At 60.6% G+C, this 18,068-nt stretch carries 15 protein-coding genes and 1 pseudogene; 2 read left to right on the plus strand and 14 right to left on the minus strand.

The annotated features are described in order from the left end of the window. Positions 1–79: 79 nt before the first annotated feature. The 10 genes from RX395_RS01520 to RX395_RS01565 form a co-directional block, all read right to left on the minus strand. Complete coding sequence (locus RX395_RS01520; RefSeq protein WP_316364950.1) at positions 80–1,102, minus strand: YitT family protein; 1,023 nt, start codon at positions 1,100–1,102, stop codon at positions 80–82. 208 nt (positions 1,103–1,310) lie between these two features. Continuing rightward, entirely contained in the window at positions 1,311–1,832 is a 522-nt protein-coding gene (locus RX395_RS01525; RefSeq protein WP_316364951.1) for an Asp23/Gls24 family envelope stress response protein, read from the minus strand. Positions 1,833–1,876: 44 nt separating this feature from the next. Continuing rightward, a complete protein-coding gene (locus RX395_RS01530) occupies positions 1,877–2,254 on the minus strand; it encodes a DUF2273 domain-containing protein (protein WP_233504040.1) in 378 nt (125 codons plus the stop codon). Further along, the gene (locus tag RX395_RS01535) at positions 2,247–2,792 is read right to left on the minus strand and encodes an Asp23/Gls24 family envelope stress response protein (RefSeq protein ID WP_040358981.1); all 546 of its coding nucleotides are present in this window, start codon (positions 2,790–2,792) and stop codon (positions 2,247–2,249) included. Before RX395_RS01535 ends, RX395_RS01530 begins: the two co-directional genes overlap by 8 nt. A 166-nt stretch (positions 2,793–2,958) precedes the next feature. Beyond that, entirely contained in the window at positions 2,959–3,765 is an 807-nt protein-coding gene (locus tag RX395_RS01540) for a YebC/PmpR family DNA-binding transcriptional regulator (protein ID WP_117734266.1), read from the minus strand. A gap of 164 nt (positions 3,766–3,929) precedes the next feature. Next, a complete protein-coding gene (locus RX395_RS01545; protein WP_316364954.1) occupies positions 3,930–6,113 on the minus strand; it encodes a DUF6020 family protein in 2,184 nt (727 codons plus the stop codon). Positions 6,114–6,248: 135 nt separating this feature from the next. Then, positions 6,249–7,070, minus strand: a complete 822-nt coding sequence (gene lgt / locus RX395_RS01550) for a prolipoprotein diacylglyceryl transferase (RefSeq protein ID WP_316364956.1) — start codon at positions 7,068–7,070, stop codon at positions 6,249–6,251. Between the two features lie 109 nt (positions 7,071–7,179). Beyond that, complete coding sequence (locus tag RX395_RS01555; protein WP_099432127.1) at positions 7,180–7,458, minus strand: NifU family protein; 279 nt, start codon at positions 7,456–7,458, stop codon at positions 7,180–7,182. A 172-nt stretch (positions 7,459–7,630) separates the two neighbouring features. Continuing rightward, complete coding sequence (locus RX395_RS01560; protein WP_161115098.1) at positions 7,631–8,155, minus strand: deoxycytidylate deaminase; 525 nt, start codon at positions 8,153–8,155, stop codon at positions 7,631–7,633. Positions 8,156–8,239: 84 nt separating this feature from the next. Next, positions 8,240–9,091, minus strand: coding sequence for a type III pantothenate kinase (locus tag RX395_RS01565; RefSeq protein ID WP_316364959.1), 852 nt, complete (start codon positions 9,089–9,091; stop codon positions 8,240–8,242). Between the two features lie 192 nt (positions 9,092–9,283). Between RX395_RS01565 and RX395_RS01570 the strand changes: the two genes are divergently transcribed. Further along, positions 9,284–10,987 carry an OPT/YSL family transporter gene (locus RX395_RS01570; protein WP_271747550.1) on the plus strand — a complete coding sequence of 568 codons (1,704 nt, stop codon included), beginning with the start codon at positions 9,284–9,286 and terminating at the stop codon, positions 10,985–10,987. A 200-nt stretch (positions 10,988–11,187) separates the two neighbouring features. Here RX395_RS01570 and RX395_RS01575 read toward each other — a convergent pair whose 3' ends face one another. After that, a complete protein-coding gene (locus RX395_RS01575) occupies positions 11,188–14,271 on the minus strand; it encodes a CAP domain-containing protein (RefSeq protein WP_316364961.1) in 3,084 nt (1,027 codons plus the stop codon). 187 nt (positions 14,272–14,458) lie between these two features. Then, complete coding sequence (locus RX395_RS01580; protein WP_316364962.1) at positions 14,459–14,641, minus strand: hypothetical protein; 183 nt, start codon at positions 14,639–14,641, stop codon at positions 14,459–14,461. A gap of 307 nt (positions 14,642–14,948) precedes the next feature. Here RX395_RS01580 and RX395_RS01585 point away from each other — a divergent pair, with 307 nt between their 5' ends. Continuing rightward, positions 14,949–16,088, plus strand: a complete 1,140-nt coding sequence (locus RX395_RS01585; protein WP_316364964.1) for a DUF389 domain-containing protein — start codon at positions 14,949–14,951, stop codon at positions 16,086–16,088. A gap of 64 nt (positions 16,089–16,152) precedes the next feature. Here the strand turns inward: RX395_RS01585 and RX395_RS01590 are convergent. Then, positions 16,153–16,611, minus strand: a pseudogene (locus RX395_RS01590) (aryl-sulfate sulfotransferase); the annotation flags it as partial. 100 nt (positions 16,612–16,711) lie between these two features. Further along, positions 16,712–17,671 carry a 3-hydroxyacyl-CoA dehydrogenase gene (locus tag RX395_RS01595; protein WP_316364965.1) on the minus strand — a complete coding sequence of 320 codons (960 nt, stop codon included), beginning with the start codon at positions 17,669–17,671 and terminating at the stop codon, positions 16,712–16,714. Between the last annotated feature and the right edge of the window lie 397 nt (positions 17,672–18,068).

Consider the following 18,068-nt stretch of genomic DNA (forward strand, 5'->3'; position numbering starts at 1 on the left):
AATGTGGGGTCAAATACTCAAAGATGACCGATTTGCAAGATACACGGCGCCAGCAGGCGGTTCGTTGAATACGTCTGTGCTAGTTCGTTCCGCGGAAGCCCTTGCCGACAATCTCGGAGCTGTCGACGATCGTGATAAAGGCACCCGGATCGACCTCGCGCGCATAACGGCGCAGCTGCACGGCCTCGCGACGGCTCAGCACGCTCATGATCACCGTCACGCACTTGCCAGAGAAGGCACCGTAGCCGCGACTGATGGTCGCCGTACGGTTGAGATGCTTGACGATAAACTCCTCGACCTTAAGGGGCTCGGAACAAATGACTGTGCAGACCTTACGAAGGTGAATGCTCTCGATGGCCTTGTCGACCACAAGCGTCTTGGCAAACAGGCCGAGCACGCAATACAGACCGACACGCGGGCCATACAAAAAGGCCGCGATGGCCACGATGCCGATATCGACCAACAGCAGTGCGCGACCAATCTCGAGCGTGGTGCGGCGTTTGAGGATCATAGCGAGAATGTCCGTGCCGCCCGTCGAGGCGCCAATATCAAAGACAATGGCGCTGCCGAGCGCCGGCAGGATCACGGCAAAGCACAGGTCAAGCCACATATCGCCCGTCATCGAGACATCAGTCGGGATAAAGAGCTCAAAAAGCGAAACATAGGCGGACAGCGCAAACGAGGCGAAGACGCTCCACAGGATTGCCTTGCGCTCCAAAAAGATAAAGCCCAAAACGACGAGAACCGCGTTGATAATCCACATAAAGACGCCGACGGGCAGGGTCGGGAACAGCGTGGACAGAATGACCGACACGCCCGAGGTGCCGCCAAAAGCAAAGTGATTAGGGGTTTTAAACGCAACGATGGCGAAGGCCGTAAGAATCAGGCCCAGATTGAGCTCGGCAAAAAAGCGCGGGAAGCCCGGCTCCTGGCTGCGCTTTTGACCGACACGCTCGCCGCGCTCGATATCGGTGCGATCAACCACGCGCTCCATCGGCACCACGGGAGGACGATGCATCTCCTCGGCAGCACGCGATGCCGCCTCTGCCGCGGCGGCCTCAATCGCCCATGCCTTGCTTTCTGTTTCGTGCTCGTCGGCCATTACGGCAACCCCTCGTTAACAATTTGGAAACAATGCGCCCATTAGGGTAACGCGGAACGCGACGATTGCAACCCCTAGTTAGACGAGCGGTATGCCTACATCGGGGGGCATACAAATAACGGCCGGCCACGCTTTTACTTGCGCGGTCGGCCGTTTAACGTTTTCGCAGATAAAACCTGCCAAAACAAACCTGTCTCTTTTTGGAAGGTTACTCGTGCTGGCTGGTGCGGTGCTCGTACTCCTCGGGGGTGATGACGTCCTCGATGCGCAGGTTGACGCCCGCCACCTCAAGGCCGGTCATCGCGGCAAGGCGCTCAGTGACACGTGCCTTGACATCGTCGAAGATCGCGGGCGCATAGGCGCCGTACTCGATAATGACGGAGATGTTGACGACCACGCGATTGTCATCGGTGACCTCAACCGTCACGCCCTTGGTCAGATTCTCGGCACCAAACTGCTCCTGCACAAAGTGCATAAGGTTACCCTTCATGCCCAGGACGTGCGGCACCTCGCGGGTGGCCATGGCGACGATCTTCTCGATCACACCGTTGGAATAGGTCAGCGAGTCCTCGGACTCGTCTGTTTCCTCACCATCCTCGTCCGCGTCATCGGCGGACTCGGCCTCGACGAGCGCCTCGTCCTCGAGCGTTACGTCCTCCGCCTCGGCGGCGACGGTCTCGTCTGCCTCGAGCTCGGTATCGGCCACATCGACCTTCGTGTTAAAAGCCATGGTTCCTCCTTATGCCTGCCGCGGATGCGACAGTCGAATTCATATTAGCGGCCGCTAAACAGACGGCCGAAGAAGTTGACGATACCGTTCTCGCCGTCGCGAATCTGGCCGATCACGGCGCCGATCAGCACAAAGAATGCGATGACGAGCGTGTCCCACAGGCCGAGCGTGAGCACCAGCACGGCGAGCACAAAACCAGCGACGGCTCCAAGCGTGGTGTTGGGATGACGGACGGCATAGCTCCAGATGGCTGCCCCCGTACCCTTGATGAGACCCATGGCCTCATCAAAATCCGCGGCCGCCGCGTCTTGTAACTCAGTTGCCTCTGCTTTGGAATCAACAGGTTCGCTCGCCGGCGTGGCGCTCTGGTCAATCGTCAGGCGCGGCGTACGAGCGGTCTTATCTTGATTGGTATCACTCACCGGAAACCTCCACGGTCTGGACGGTAGTCTTGGACGGCAAAAAACGGACGCGCGTGGTCGTACCCGGCGTGCCGAGCATGGTGTCGCAAGCTTCCTCAATGCGCTGCTGCATCGCGGTAGCCAGAGATGCCACGTCCTTATCGTCAAGCGCGATAGCCTCGACCTTAAAACGGACGTGCGAATCGTCGGAACCTTGGACGCGGGCCTCGACATGCTCGATCATCACGCGATCGTCGCGCTCTGCAGCAGCCCTGGCGCACGAAGAAAGCGCCGCGAGCGTGACCTCGATATTGCGCTCCCCCGCCGGATGCACGCAGGACGGCTCGCGACGAGCAAACATCAGGCGGAAGAAGCTTACCAGCACGCCAATCGCCACAACTCCGCCGCATGCCGTCACGACAATGCGCGGCATGGGGTCGCGCATCAGCAGCATAAAGCGATACGTATACGGCCCCCAAAACTGGCAGACAAGCGTACCCAGCGCCACGATGGCGGCGGCAAGATACACGATCGCTAGGGCTCGTTTGAGTACGCGCACGTGGCGCTCCCTTCAAATCTCGGCTCTCGAAATGCAAAACGGTTCGCATCATTATAAAAGAGCCGGGTCCGGTGCTCTACGCACGCGGATCCGGCTCATCTATTCCACGAGGCTTGCATGCTCGCTTCATTATGCCCAGATATGCACGGCTTAACCCGTGCGGGCGCTACTCCTCCTCGAGGGCAGCGATGACCTCGTCGGTCATGTCCATGGTGCTGTAAACATCCTGGACGTCGTCGAGCTCCTCAAGACGGTCGATGAGGCGCTGAACCTTCTTGGCATCGGCGCCGGAGACCTCGGTCGGGGTGGTCGGGACCATGGTGGTCTCGGAGCCCTTGACCTGGACGCCCTGCTCCTCGAGCGCCTTGGAGACAGCCATAACGTCGTTGGCAGCAGTCCAGACGATCCACTCCTCGCCGGCGTCCTCGTAGTCCTCGCCACCGGCCTCGGCGATGGCCATCATGAACTCATCCTCGTCACCGGCAGCACCGTTGGCGATCATGGTCTCCTTCTTGGCGTTCTCGTCCAGGATCTCCTTGGCGACGACGATCTGGCCCTTGCGCTCAAACTGGAAGGCGACGGAGCCGGAGGTGCCCAGGTTGCCACCAGCGTGGGAGAAGGCGGAACGGACATCAGCGGCGGTACGGTTGCGGTTGTCGGTCAGGCAGTCGACGTAGACGGCGACACCGGCGGGACCGTAGCCCTCGTACACGATGTTCTCGTAGACGGCGGCGTCAGCACCCGAGCCAAAAGCCTTGTCGATAGCGGACTTGATCTTGTCCTTAGGCATGGACTGAGCCTTGGCCTTGGCAACGGCAGCGGCGAGGCTGGCGTTGTTCTCGGGCAGCGGGTCACCGCCGAGACGGGCAGCAACGGTGATGTTGCGGCTGAGCTTGGAGAAGAGGGCGGAACGCTTGGCGTCCTGCGCGCCCTTACGATGCTTGGTTGTGGCCCACTTAGAGTGTCCGGACATACGTGTCTCCTATCGGTTTCGACCTAAAGCCCAGCGCAGATGCTCGGGCAATATAAACAAACGTCGTTATGATATACCTACTGGCCTGCGAGATAAACCCCAAAATGAAGGCGTCGTGATGATGGCCCCTTTGGCGCAAAGAAACCTGACCCCAATGCACCAAGTTAGAACCAGAGGAAGTCGCTGCGGGTGACGGTGGCGCCGATGGCAAAGGGCATGCAGGCGATAACCGGATACAGGTAGCGCATGTAGGTTGAGCCGTTGCACGGGCCAATCAGGCACACGGCGAGTACGCCCAACAGCGGCACCCAGATCGCCAGCGCACGCCATGAATGACGACGCAGCAGGTAGACCACCACGGCGATCATGATCCACACATAGGTGGCCGAGCTCATGGTGAGCGAGATAAAGGGAACACGCTGCACCGCCACACGGTATAGGTTGATCAGATGGTCACACCAGCGCACCACGTTGCTGTCAACCGGATGGAAGTCGAAGTACTTGAGGTTGTCGGGACGCGCCATGATCTCGGCACTACGCGCCGTGCTGTAGACCCAGGCATCGCGCGCGCTCGGATAAAAATAACCATAGTAGTTATTGATAAGCGCCGAGATATAACACTCGGGATCCTTCTTAAACATCTGAGCCCATACCTCAAAATAGGCATCGATGTCCTCCTGCGAGGCGTACTCGTTAAAGCAGTTCTTGACGGCATCGGACTTGTCGGGGTTGTAGCGGCGGCCCAGGTTCTCGTACTTGAGCACCCGATCGATCGCAGCGCGCTCCTCATCGGTTACCAAACCGTCGCAGGGCGCCTCCACGATGGTGCCGTCCTCCTTAACCGTAGGGTTGACGCCCGAGTTGAGGCCGTCGTGCTTTTGGACGAAACGAGCCGTCTGCTGGAACGGAATCGAGAGGATTTCGCGCTTGGAACCAGGCGTGATGTCGTGCGCCGGCATAAAGACCTTGGTGAAGTACATATTAGAGGCAAGGCAGAGCGCGAGCACCGCGAGAACGCCAACCCAACGGAAACGCGGGATGGCGCCCGAAGGCGCAGCACCAGTCTGCTTGGCTGCATGACGAGCCACATGCACGTCCCATACGCAAAACGCCGCCGCGATTACGCATGCCGCCAGGGGAAACACCAGGCCGCCGTTGCGCAGAAACGTGGAACCCATGGCGCCCAGAGCGAGCAGCAGCCAGTCGTGGCGCGCAAAGAGCACGGACCTCTGTTCGCCCGCTCGCTCGACATTGGCATCACGACGGGGCAAGCCACATGCCACGAGCTTGACGGTCTGTACCAGCAGCACCAAGAACGCGTCGGCAAAGAGCACGTCTTTGGTGAGCAACGCCGCGTAGTTAGAGAACATCGGCATAAGCGCAAAGAACAGCAGGATCGCACCGCGAACCGGCAGGCTCACGCCCAGTTTGCGCAGCGACGAAATGGAATAGGCCATGCAGGCGGCCGTGATGACGAACTGAGCACAGGTGTAGATGGCAAGACCTGCGTTGGCGCTGTTGAACAGCGAAAGCCCCAGCTGGACGCACGAACCGATGATAGCCGTGTGCACCACGGGGTGATGCCCGTTGAGCAGCACGTTGGGGTTGAGTAGGCGCAGGTAGTCGCTCGTGCCGTTGGGATAGTTGAACCACTGGCGAATCTGCGCACCCGTATCTCCCATAAAAAGGCCAGGCAGCGAAGCGATGAGCATGGGCGCCCAGGCGATCATAAGCACCAGGAAGGGCCCGGCAAAGGGATGGACCGAGAGCACGGCGTGAGTCACACGCCATACGCGGCCAAAGTGCGCTTCGGAAAACGGAATGCGCCGAGAGCTCAGCCAATCTAGACACTCAAAGGCAAGGTAGAAGGCAACGACCGCCAAGAGCATCCAGCCCGCGCCGCCAATCCAGGCGCAGATGATGCGGGCTTTGTCGCCAAGGACAATCTCGGCCGAGTCGGTGAGATCGTAGCTGCGGCCGAACACCATGCAGATGGCGAAGAACAGCGACGGCAGAATGATCGATGGGCGCCAGGTGTCGCCACGGCCAAAGAACACGTAGCGAAACGGTAGCGTGAGCAGGCAGGCAAGTGCAAGCAGCATGACCGCGTCGGTATGGCCGGCAAACGAGAGGAGCACCTCGTAGCACACGTACAGCATGCCCGAGGCTTTGGGGTCAATCGCCAAGACTGCGTTGCTCGACACCGGGGCGGGATCGATGGAAAACGCCGTGGTCGCCAACAGCGCGAGCAAAAATGCGATGAGCGTCTGCTTGGCGGGATAGCGCTTAAACCAGACGATGCGGGCAGCGTCGCGCGCAGCCGTTGTGGAGAGATCGGAATCCTTCACAGTCCAAAGAGCCTTTCTAGAAACCTGCCAAAAAGGGACAGGTTTATTTTGGCAGGTTTTATCTGGGGAAACGTTACGGTTCTGTCATCGTTGCCCAGCGAATCACCACAAAGGTGCCTGTCCCCTTTGCGGTGGTTAGGCGTCGAGGTAGATGCGCTGGGGTTGGTTGCGACGACGAGCAAAGATGATGAGCACCAGGCCCGCGATTACGAGCGGCAGGCTCAGCAGCTGACCCATGGTGATGACGCCTCCCAGCAGATAACCCAGCTGGGCATCGGGCACGCGCACAAACTCAATGAGGAAGCGGACGATGCCGTAACCCATCACAAACACGCCCATAAACGTACCTTGGGGCAGTAGCGGCTTTTTGCGGCTGAGCACCTGCAGAATGCAAAAGAGCACGATGCCCTCAAGAAATGCCTCGTAGAGCTGGGAGGGGTGACGCGGCATATCGCCCGCGGTGCCACCGAAGACCACGCCCCAGGGCAGATCGGTCGGCTTGCCCCACAGCTCGCCGTTGACAAAGTTGGCGCAGCGTCCCAGACATAAGGCCAGCGGAGCACCGATAACGGCAAGGTCGGCGATGGTCCAGGCGTCGAGCTTGTACATGCGGCACACGAGCGCGCCGCCGATAATGCCGCCCACCAAACCGCCATGGAAGCTCATGCCGCCCTCGTTGGTGGCAAAGATCTCGAGCGGGTGCGCCCAGTAGTAGCCATCACCGTAAAAGACGACGTAGAACAGGCGCGCACCGATAATGAGGCCAAAGACCACGCCGACCACGACACTCGTCAGGTCGTCAATCGTGATGTTAAGGCCCCAGCGACGCTGCGTGCGGTACATGACGACCGCCGTGAGCAGGGCGCCGACCACGTAGGCCAGGCCGTACCAGTAGATGGTGATGGGGCCCGCCGAGATCGCGACAGGATCAAGCATATGGTAGAAGTCGTTGAGCATGTCGACCCTCCTACTCCCTACATACAAATGCGGCCGCGGGCCTTGCGCTCGCAGCCGCATATTTGGGCGTAACGTCTATGCGGAGTATGCCGTCCGCAGCTTTCGCAGCTTAGAACGGCGCGTACTCGTCGTACAGATCGTCGGTCTCGCCGGAGGCATTGACCTGCTCAACTCGGGTAACGCCGGGCACATGCTCCTTCAGGATGCGCTCAATACCCATGGACAGGGTCAGCGAGCTCATGGGGCAGCCGGCGCAAGCGCCCTGCAGCTCCAGTTTGACGACGCCCTCGTCGTCAACGCCCACATACTCCATATCGCCGCCATCGGCCTGCAGGTTGGGGCGAATCTCTTCAAGAACCTTCTTAAGCAGCTCTTCGTTAACAGCCACAGGGGCTCCTTTCTCACAATTACGCGGGCGCGCCCGCGGACAGAAGCTATGTTACTACAGCCGTGTACCCGCTCACGAGCCGTCCATGCGCGCAGACGCGACTTTCACGAGTAGTCAATTTGGGACGGGGCTCTTTTGGCTGCCTTTTGTTGCCAGCTGGCGTTGCCACGCGCTACTGCTGAGCCCGCCCCTCGGTGCCGATGTGAACATCGACGATAACCTGGCGGTAGCTGATGCCACAAGAGTCGAGGATGCGGCGGCTGATGCGTCCATCATCGGTGTCGGCGTACTTGTTGTCCAGGTAGACAACCTCGCCCACGCCCACCTGAGCCAAAATCTTGGCGCAGTCATGGCACGGGAACAGCGTGACGTAGACCGTGGAACCCTCGAGGTCCTTGAGCGAGCCGCGATAGTTGAGCACGGCGTTGGCCTCGGCATGGACTACGTAGTTATGCTTGTCCTGCAGCGGGTCATCGCTCGTGCCCCACGGGAAAAAGTCGTCGTTGAGCGCCGAGGGCGTACCGTTGTAGCCCACCGAAAGGATGCGGTGGTTGGTGTTGGCGATGCACGCACCCACCTGCGTGTTGGGGTCCTTGCTGCGGCGCTGCGCGGCGATGGCCACGCTCATAAAGAACTCGTCCCAGCTAATGACGTCCAGGCGCTTGCCTGACGAAGTTTGATGAAGATCGTCCGACATGGCAGACACCTCCGTAATCGCAATAGTTTGACCTATTGTAGCAGGTAAAAGGTGGGGGCGTTTGTCCCACCGGCGCCCTCACCTTTACACGCGGCGGGGCTTTTGGTTGATGCGGTAGAGCTCGGCGAGACCCCGCAACGTCAGCGCATCGTCGACCGTCAGACTGTGACCGACCAGCGACGCGAGTGCCTCGGCATCGTCGCCGGTAATGACGATGGGCACGCTGTCCTCCCCCGCGGCCTTGGTCGCGCGCATCTCGGCGAGCACCATGTCGAGCATGCCGTCGATGCGGGCCACCTCGCCCAGAACCACGCCCGAGCGCATGGCCTCACGCGTGTTGCGACCAATCACATGCGTTGGCGCCGAAGGCTCAACCTGCGGCAGGCGCGCCGCAGCGGCCGAAAGCGACCGGGCACCGAGCGCCAGACCCGGCGCGATGACGCCGCCCACAAAGGTTCCGCGCGCATCGATGACCTCAATATTGGTCGTAGTGCCCAGGTCGATCACGATGCACGGAGAGCCGTAGACGGCACGGGCCGCCACGGCATCGGCGATGCGGTCGGGGCCGATCTCGGCCGGGTCGTCGTAGTGGACGGGCATGCCAGTCTTGAGGCCCGGCCCCACGGTGAGCACGCGCCCCGTGCAGGTGCGGGAAAGCGCCACTTTCCACGGGCGCTCGAGCGCCGGCACCACGCAACTCAGCACTGCGCCCGCGGGAACGAGCACACCCGGCACGCCCGCATCGGCTGACAGCGCGCCCATGACCTGCGCGAGCCTCATGCGAGCCTCATCGGCCGTGATGCTCGACGGCGTCGTGATCTCGCACGTCGCAAGCGGACATTCCTGCGCCGCAGCCGAATCCTCGGCAAACAGACCAAAGCGAATGAACGTGTTACCCACGTCGACCGTCAATATATATGCGCACCCATTAAGCATCGTCGGCGCTCCTTTCGTCTGCCCAGCAGTATATCGCCTACCTAAACCAGTCATCCCAAAATGACTAGCTTGCGGCTATACTGGTGCGCGGTCGCGCGCGAGCTCACGCGGCGGCCCTTGGTAACCCGACTTCCCGCGCCGTATCCGTAGCGGCGCTCCCGGGGGAAGCGGATATACGCAAAGGAGTTCTATATGAGCAATCCCTCGAACCGCGCCTCGATGCGCGGGCAACTCACGCTGCGCGGTGTCGTCATCGGCGTCCTTGGCTGCGTGATCATCACGGCAAGCTCGGCCTACACCGCCCTCAAGATGGGCGCACTCCCCTGGCCGATCGTCTTCGCTGCCGTCATCTCGCTGTTCTTCCTTAAGCTCATGGGTAACGCCAGTCTCAACGAGGCAAACGTCACCCACACCATCATGTCCGCAGGCGCCATGGTCGCCGGCGGCCTGGCGTTTACCATCCCGGGCGCCTGGATGCTGGGCTATGCAGACCAGATCAGCTGGCTCGACATGTTTATCGTGGCACTCGCCGGCACCATCCTGGGTCTGCTGGCCACCGCGCTCATCCACCGTCACTTTATCGTGGACGCCGCGCTTGAGTTCCCCACCGGCAACGCCGCAGCTCAGACCCTGCGCGCGACCGAGGCCGGCGGCAAGACCGGCAAGCAGCTCTTTGGCTCCATGGCCATCGCAGGCATCTACAGCGTGCTGCGCGACGCCCTGGGCGTGGTGCCCAGCATGCTATGCACGCTCAACATCCCCGGCGTGACCTTTGGCATCTACAACTCGCCCATGCTGCTCTCCGTCGGCTTCCTCGTGGGCTTCGCCCCCGTCGCCTTCTGGTTTGCCGGCGCGCTGCTGGGCAACTTTGGCATCATCGTGGGCGGCACCGCTGCCGGTCTGTTCGACGTTGTGACTGCACAGGGCATCGTCAAGTCCCTGGGCATGGGCCTCATGATGGGCTTTGGCGTCGCCGTCGTCCTCAAGGACATCCTGCCGCAGGTCGCCGGTATCGTCCGCGGTCTTGCCGCCGACAGCTCCACCGACACCGACGAGCAGTCGCTCATCTCGGGCTCCCTTAAGCTCGACGCCGGCATCATCGGCCTGGGCGCTGCCGCCATCGCCGTGATCGTCGCCATCGCGCTCGACCTTGGTCCCGTCCCGGCCGTCATCGTGACGCTGTTCACCTTTGTCACCACCATCATGAGCGCACAGAGCTGCGGCCAGACGGGCATCGACCCCATGGAGATCTTTGGCCTCATCGTTATGCTCATCGTGGCTGCCTTTGCACAGATCGCTCAGGTCAAGCTGTTCTTTATCGCCGGCATCGTAGCCGTGGCGTGCGGCCTTGCGGGCGACGTCATGAACGACTTTAAGGCCGGCGCCGTGCTGGGCACCAACCCGCGTGCGCAGTGGATCGGCCAAGCCATCGGCGGCATCGTGGGCGCCCTGGTCGCCGCAGCCGTCATGGTCGCGCTCGTCACCGCCTATGGCCCGGACGCCTTCGGCCCCGACAAGAGCTTTGTTGCCGCGCAGGCAAGCGTCGTCGCCACCATGGTCTCGGGCATCCCGAGCGTGCCGTGGTTCGTTGGCGGCTTTATCGCCGGTATCGTCATGTACTGGCTCGGCATTCCGGCCATGATGATCGGCCTGGGCGTGTACCTGCCGTTCTACATGTCGCTCACGGCATTCCTGGGCTCCTGCGTCAAACTCGCCTACGACAAGTGGTCCGCCCACCGCGACGCCACCGCTGGTCTTTCTGACGAGGAGAGGGCTGCCAAGGACGCCGCCTTCCAGGAACAGGGCCTAGTTGTCGCCAGCGGCCTGCTCGGCGGCGAGTCCATCGTCGGCGTTATCCTGGCGTTTGTCTCCGTGGGCTTAAGCCTGCTGGGCTAAGCTGAGCAGCTGCTCGACAGCAACCATATTGCCTACGGCTTGCCCGGTCGGTAGCTTTTGCGACTGCCGACCGGGCTTTTTGATATCGAAACAAAGAAAGGCCGGCGCGCTGCGTTTAACAGCGCGCCGGCCTTATCGTTTGGCTAACGAGACGGTCCCGTTATGAATTGAAGTTCGTTGCAGAAACTACGCTCGAAACGCTACATCTGCTTGCGACGACGATCGCTCAGCGTCACACCAGCGGCCACGAGGGTGATACCGCCGATGACGAACACCTCGCCCGCAAGAGCGGAATTGTCGCCAGTCTGGGCGAGCGCGGCCGACGTTGCCTTCTTCTTGGCGACAGGAGCCTTTGCAGCAGCCTGCGCAACCTGAGCCTTGGCCTGCGGCTCAGCCTTGGGATGATACTTGTCGTACTCGGCCTGCGCGGCAGCCAGGGCATCCTTGGCATCGCCAAGCTCGGCAAGCGCGGCGGCATAGGCGTCGTTGGCATCGGACAGCTTGGCATCGGTATCGCTCAGAGCAGCCTTGAGGCCAGCTGCGGCATCGACGGCGGCCTTATAGCGAGCGTAGGCAGCGTTCAGCTTGACCAGCTTCTCGTTGCCCGTCGTGCCCGCGGCAAGGGATGCCTTGTGGTCGACGGCCTCAAGATCGGCCTTGAGTGCCTCGTCGTTGGCAAGCTCAGCCTTGGCCTTGACGATATCGAGGTTCGCATCGACGACGGCTTCGTTGGCGGCCTCGAGCTGCTTCTGGGCATCGGCGACACTGGCCACGGCAGCGTCATAGGCGGTCTTGGCGTCGTCGACCGCCTTCTGAGCGCCGGCGAAGCGCTCGAAGGCCTTGTTTGCACCGGCCAGCTCGCCCTCGGCAGCCTTGACCTTCGCCTGTGCGTCGGACAGGGCCTGCGTCTTGGCGGCAACTGCCTGCTTGGCGTCCGAAAGAGCGGTCGCGGCCTGGACATCTGCAGCCTGGGCCTTGTCTACACCAGCCTGGGCGGCATCGTCGGCCTTCTTGGCATCGCCAAGCGAGCCCTGCTTATTCGCAAGGTCCGCCTGGGCGGCATCGCGCTTGGCGGCAAGGTCCTTGACCGAAGCGGTAGCGTTGCCATACGCCTCGTTGGCCTGTTCGGACTTTGCCTTGGCGGCATCGCGGGCGCTGCGAGCCTTCGCCTTGTGAGCAGCGGCCTCGGCTGCCTTCGTCTTGCTGTCAGCAAGCGTGGCGTTTGCCTTATCGAGAGCTGCCTGGGCAGTGGCAGCCTCGCCCTTGGCGGTATCGAGGTTCTGCTTGAGGGACTCGATGTCGATTCCGCCGAGCGCGTCCTTCGCGGCGTTGTATGCCGTCTTCGCGGCGGCGGTGCCGGACTTAGCCTTCTCGTACTCGCCCTTGGCGGTGTTCACGTTCGTGTCGGCTGCGGTATAGGCGTCATGTGCCGCATCCTGCTTATTTACAGCTGCGAAGTAAGCTTCCTTGGTAGTACCGAAGTTCTTTTGCGCCTCTGCCAGCTTATTCTGAAGCTGCTTCAGCTGCTCCTTCTGCTCCTGCGTGCCGCCTGCGTTGTAAGCGGAATCGATATAGTCGTTGAGGAGCTTCTTGAACTCTGAGACAGTGAAATCGGCTTGGGTATCATCAGCGCTGTAATCGAAGATGGTTACTTCGGAATCGGTGTTCTTACCGCTACCGGTCGCGATGCCGATAGCCCTCGTACCGGCATCGATGATGTTGAGATAATGCCCACACTCTTGATAGATGCTGTTGTAGTTCTGGGAGATATAATAGGCCTCATATCGGTATTTGCCGAGTTTGTCGCCATACTGCGCGACATACTTATCGAATGCCTCTTTCTCCTGAGTGTAGAGACCGGTATAGGGCCAACCGAGGGTGTCCTCAGTCTCTCCGCCGGTATATGCACCGCCGCCGCCGGCAAGATTTTCACCGTTATCATAGTAGCAGCCAGAGTGTCCCCAGATGTTCGATGAATACGATGTATTAAGGGCAGCTGCCACAGTCATGCGGAGGCTAACGCTGAGCGCCGACTGACCGTTCGCCTTGCGGAGGTTGTTCTGGGTGTCGAGATATGTCAGGGCGTTACGCATCTGCTCCAATGAAAGCGGGTTGGTGTCGCGCGACATGTCCTGGTCGACGTACTTGTCATACCATTCGGCCTTGTCATCGACGCCGGTCAGCATCGATACGGCGTCCCGGGCGTTCTGTTTCTGCGTGGCTGTGAACTGGCTGCCGCCGATGATGTAATTCATAAAACCGAGCATGCCTTGGCTGATGACATTTTGATCCACGGTCATGTTCGACTTGAGGTCGGCAATCTGCTGGTTAAGCTTCTCGACCTCGGCGTTCGCGGCATCGTAAGCGTTTTCGGCGGTAGTGGATTCAGCACATGCCGTCTCCCACTCGCTACGCTTCTGCTGGCAAACCTCGACGAGTCGGTCGTACTCCGCCTTCTTGTCGGTCTCGGTCTGCTGGGCCTGCTCGTATGCCGTCTTCGCGGCGTCACGCTTACTGGCCGCGTCCTTGTACTCCTTGTTTGCCGCATCGTATGCAGACTGGGCAGATGCCACAGCAGCGTTGGCGGCGTTGACCTTCTCCTGCGCGGCAGCGACGGCAGCCTGGGCGGCCTGCAGATTTGTCTGTGCGGTGGCGTCGGCATCCGTCGCGGCATTGAGCTCCGCCTGCGCGGTCTTGAGCTCACCAGCAGCAGCGTTCTTGGCGGCCTCAAGCGCACTCAGGTCGACACCCGTACCCGAGACGGCAGCATCGAGCGCGGCCTGCGCCTGGTTGAACTTCTGCTGGGCGTTATCGCGCGCGGTGGTTGCGGCTGCGAGAGCAGCGGCAGTCTCCTGCTTCTTGGCCTGGGCAGTCGTCAAAGCTGCCTCGGCATTCTGCTTTTCCTGCTGGGCGTTGGCCTCGGCAGCCTTGGCCTGGTCCAGATTGGCCTGTGCAGTAGGAACGGCCTTATTGGCGTCATCGAGCTTTGCCTGCGCGTCCTCGACGGCCTTCTTGGCGGCCTCGTACTCGTCCATACCCATGGCCTCGAGCTTGGCCTGGGCATCATCGAGGGCCTTCTTGGCCTCATCCTGCTTTGCCTTGGCGTCCTTGAGCGCCTGGGTCTTATCCTCGACACTCTTGTTGGCCTGTTCGAGCTGATCGTTCAGGTCGCCCAGCTTCTTCTGCTGCAGCTCGGTCTTTTCGACGGCGGCTTTGAGCTCGTCAATCTTCTCCTGGAGCGCGGCGACTTCTGCTGCGTTCTGCTCGATTTCGTTGTCGCTCACAGCCTGCGAGGCCTGATTCTTTTGCTGCTGTGCCTGCTTTTGAGACTGGCCCGCCGCGTCGGCCTTCTTCTGGGCGGCATCGTAGGCGGCCTGAGCGTCCTTGAGCTGCTTTGCCGACTCCTCGGCCAGCTGGGCAGCCGTCTTTACGACCGCTTGGTTACCGGCGGCAACGGTATTCTCTACAGAACTACCCCCCCTGAACAGAATCGCCGTTATCGGTTGACGGTGCGGCGATTGCCGCCAGCGGCGACATGAGCGGCTGAGCGATGAGGCCCGCCGTCAAAACGGTTGCGACGGCGCGGTTGGCAACGCCCTTGACGTTGACGGCCTTGGCCCGAGGCTCAAAGTGTTGTGGACTGTAGTTTGCCATGGCTTTCTCCCTTTGACACGGATGTATCCATACGTATCAAACGGTAGCTGTCGATTTTTGAATTCTGTTGCGCAACATTGGCGACCAGCGTATTTTTTGAAATTCGTGCTCCTATGCTTCACAATTTCGTCACATTTGAAGGAGCTGGTGCATCATATTTTCGCGGGATGGAATTGAGCCTGTGATTTGCATTTGCTCCCGCGTCATCCGCCCTATCGGATTCCGCATCCAACAGACACCCCGCCCGCCACGGTGTAGAGTTAAGACAACGGGCGCGTTGCGCGGACCGCGCTGGAACGAGGTGGACATGGAACTCGACAAACAACAGATCAAGCGACTACGCGAACGCCATCACCGGCGCCACGGCATCCGCCCCGCCCATAGCGAAGCCATGGAAAACATCACCCGCTTCCTCAAGCGCGCATTCAACATTCGCGAAGGTCGCGCGCCCTATCACGTAATCCGCAAGCGCTTTGTAAACGGGGCGCGCCTGACCGGCTCTCACCTGTGCATCCTCATCATCGCCATGCTCATCGCGAGCATCGGCCTCGATATCGACTCGGACATCGCCATCGTGGGCGCCATGCTCATCTGCCCGCTTATGGGATTGGTCCTTGCCATGGCATATGGCATCGCCACGCTCGACCGTGAGATTACCGTCGAAGCCGTCGCGGGCTTGGCTCTACAGATGGTCTTTTGCCTGGTCACGTCCACGTTGTACTTTAAGCTCTCGCCCCTTGGCACCACCACGGCGGCCATCATCGACAACTCGACACCCACCGTCTGGGACCTTACCGTCGCACTCGCAGGCGGCTTTGCAGGCGGGCTGGGCAACTCACGCGACCAGGAACCCGCCACGCTCATCGCCGGCGTGGCCGTGGCGACCGCGCTTATGCCGCCCCTGTGCGCGGCGGGCTACGGCATCGCCATCGCAAGCGGGTCACTGTTTCTCTCGGCGCTCTACGAGTTTGGCATCAACGTGGTCTTTATCGCGCTGGCTGCCGAAGCCGTACTGCTTCTTTTGCGTGTGCCGCTCAAGCGCGACCTCAACGGCGACGGCATTGTGACCGCTGAGGAAGACACCGAGGTCGACGAGCTGTCACGCAAAGTGCGCCGCCGCATCATCGTGGGAACGGCCATCTTTGCCATCCCCTGCATCGTTATGACCGCAGGTTCCATTGGCTCGGCGCAGGCCGGTGTGCAGGACGGCTACGGCGTCACCGAAACCACGCGCGAGCTTGCCGCGGTGCTGCCGGGCTTTAAGGACTACACCGTCGCCGTCGAGACCTCGGCCACCGAAGGTGAGGAGGAGGGTATTGTCGAGCGCCAAACTGTCGCCCATGTGACAACGAGCGAGGCGCTCGGGACGCACGACCGCCACGTCGCCCGCAAGCTCATCAACCTCAATGTGCCCGAGCTCGATCGCGTGGAGTTTGACGTGAAGTAATGCGGAACGTGAGGTAAACCCGGCGCGAGTGCGCGCAGCCGCGGGGCACAGGCACAGCCAAGCCCTATAGCTCGTACTTGTACACGCGGTAGATGTACTTCTCGGCTTCCATCTTGTAGGTGGCGATGGGCAGTCCATAGCGGTCATACTCAGTGAAGGTCTTGGCCTGGCCCGATGCCACGAGCATACTATTTGAATCACCGACACGTTGCGCGCTGCTTACGTAGCCCGAGAACGGCACCGCAATCTGGTCCACAAGCTCGTAGGTGCGCGCCGTCTCGTCCACTGTAAAGATGCGCCCAAACGAATGCGTGCCCTTGTTGTAGTCGGTCACCACCGCGGAGCCCAGCTGGCCCCAGTCGAACTTGGGATAGCTTTCGGCCGCACCAAAGTTGTTGTCGTACAGCAGCACCTGGTAGCGACTGGTCGTTGCCGTATCGGAACTCGGCAGATACGTCACGCTGTGCTGGCCCGCGTTGAGCGAAAAATCGCCTTGGGCCTGCAGTAACTTGTCCTCAAAGCCCGAGCCGGCCCATTGTCACTCCTTTCTATTTCTGGGTCCATCTTCTCACTGCTGGCGGCCGAAAATGTTCCGTTTTCCTCCGTCCCCGAGGGATCATTTTTTAGTACTTGAAGAAGCCCTCGCCCGAACTTTCGCCCAGCTTGCCTTCGTCGAGCATTTTCTTGAGGACGGAGGCCATGGCCTTAAAGTTGTAGGGCATCATCATCTTCTTGAGCAGCGGGCTCACCAGGCCCGGCACCTTCTGATACTGCATAACGATGTTGTAGGCCGTCTGGATGCCCACCGTGTCGAACACGCGGAACGGGCCCTTAGGCGCGCCGGTGCCGCGCGTCCATGCGAGGTCGATGCTCTTGGGGTCGCTGATGCCCGAGACATACAGGTCGAGGCCCGAAAGCAGCCACGGCACCAACATGGAGTTGAGCAGGTAGCCGTTCTTTTCCTTGTTGACGGGAAGCGCCAGCATGCGAATGTCGTTGGCAAAGTCGACGAGCTCGTCAAAATAGCGCTTGTCGGTTTGGCTCTGGGCCATGACCTCGGTCATGTTGTTCTTCCAGATGGAGTTGGCAAAGTGCAGCGACAGGTACTTCTCGGGGCGACCAGTGTACTTGGCAAAGGTGCTCGGCAGCAGCGTAGAGGAGTTCGTCACGACAACGGTCTTTTGCGGGAGGACCGGGGCGAGCTTCTTGTAGAATTCGATTTTTGCCCGGGTGTCCTCGGCCATAGACTCGATGACCAGGTCGGCGTCGGCCACGGCCTTGGCAAGATCTAACTCCAGCTTGAGCGTAGAGTAGGCACGCTCGACGGCGGCGAGCGCCGTCTCCCTGTCGAAGGTCTGGTCGCTATCGGCGATGCCGGCACACCACCCGCCCGTACCATCCGCCATACCCTCGATTGCCGCGATGTACTCCTCGCGCACATGATCGATCTTGGGCTGGGTGCGGCCGATGCTGCCCTCGCTGCGCAGCCAAATCGTTACATCGAAGCCGCAGTAGGCAGCCTGAAAGGCAATCTGGCTTCCCAACACGCCGCCACCGGCAACACAAACGGTCTTGTAGCTCATAGGAACAGTCCTCTCTTACGTAATTCCATAGATGTGTATTTATTCAACCGTAAGGGGACTGCACGCTGGGGGTGGGTTCTATAAACGGACGGTAATTTGCAGCGAACGGCTACACCTGTTCATTAACTCTCGATTTTGAGGGCATTTTTTGACGCTGCTGAACCGCTGTTTTGGAAGTGCGGGGAAAAATCGGGGTTCGCCGACCAGACCGGCTTTTTTTACAACAAAACCGCAGGTCGTGAGAGTCTAAAAAGGCGGTGTGCTCAGGAGGTTCGCGTTTTTTCCCGCACTTCCGAAATTCGAGTGCACAGAAGGCTGCGACAAAAACGATTTACGCAACATATGTCCAGCAAAAACGGGCGGTAGCCGGTACGGCTACCGCCCGTTTGTCTCATAT

The sequence above is a fragment of the Collinsella aerofaciens genome, from assembly GCF_032584215.1.
GTDB lineage: Bacteria > Actinomycetota > Coriobacteriia > Coriobacteriales > Coriobacteriaceae > Collinsella.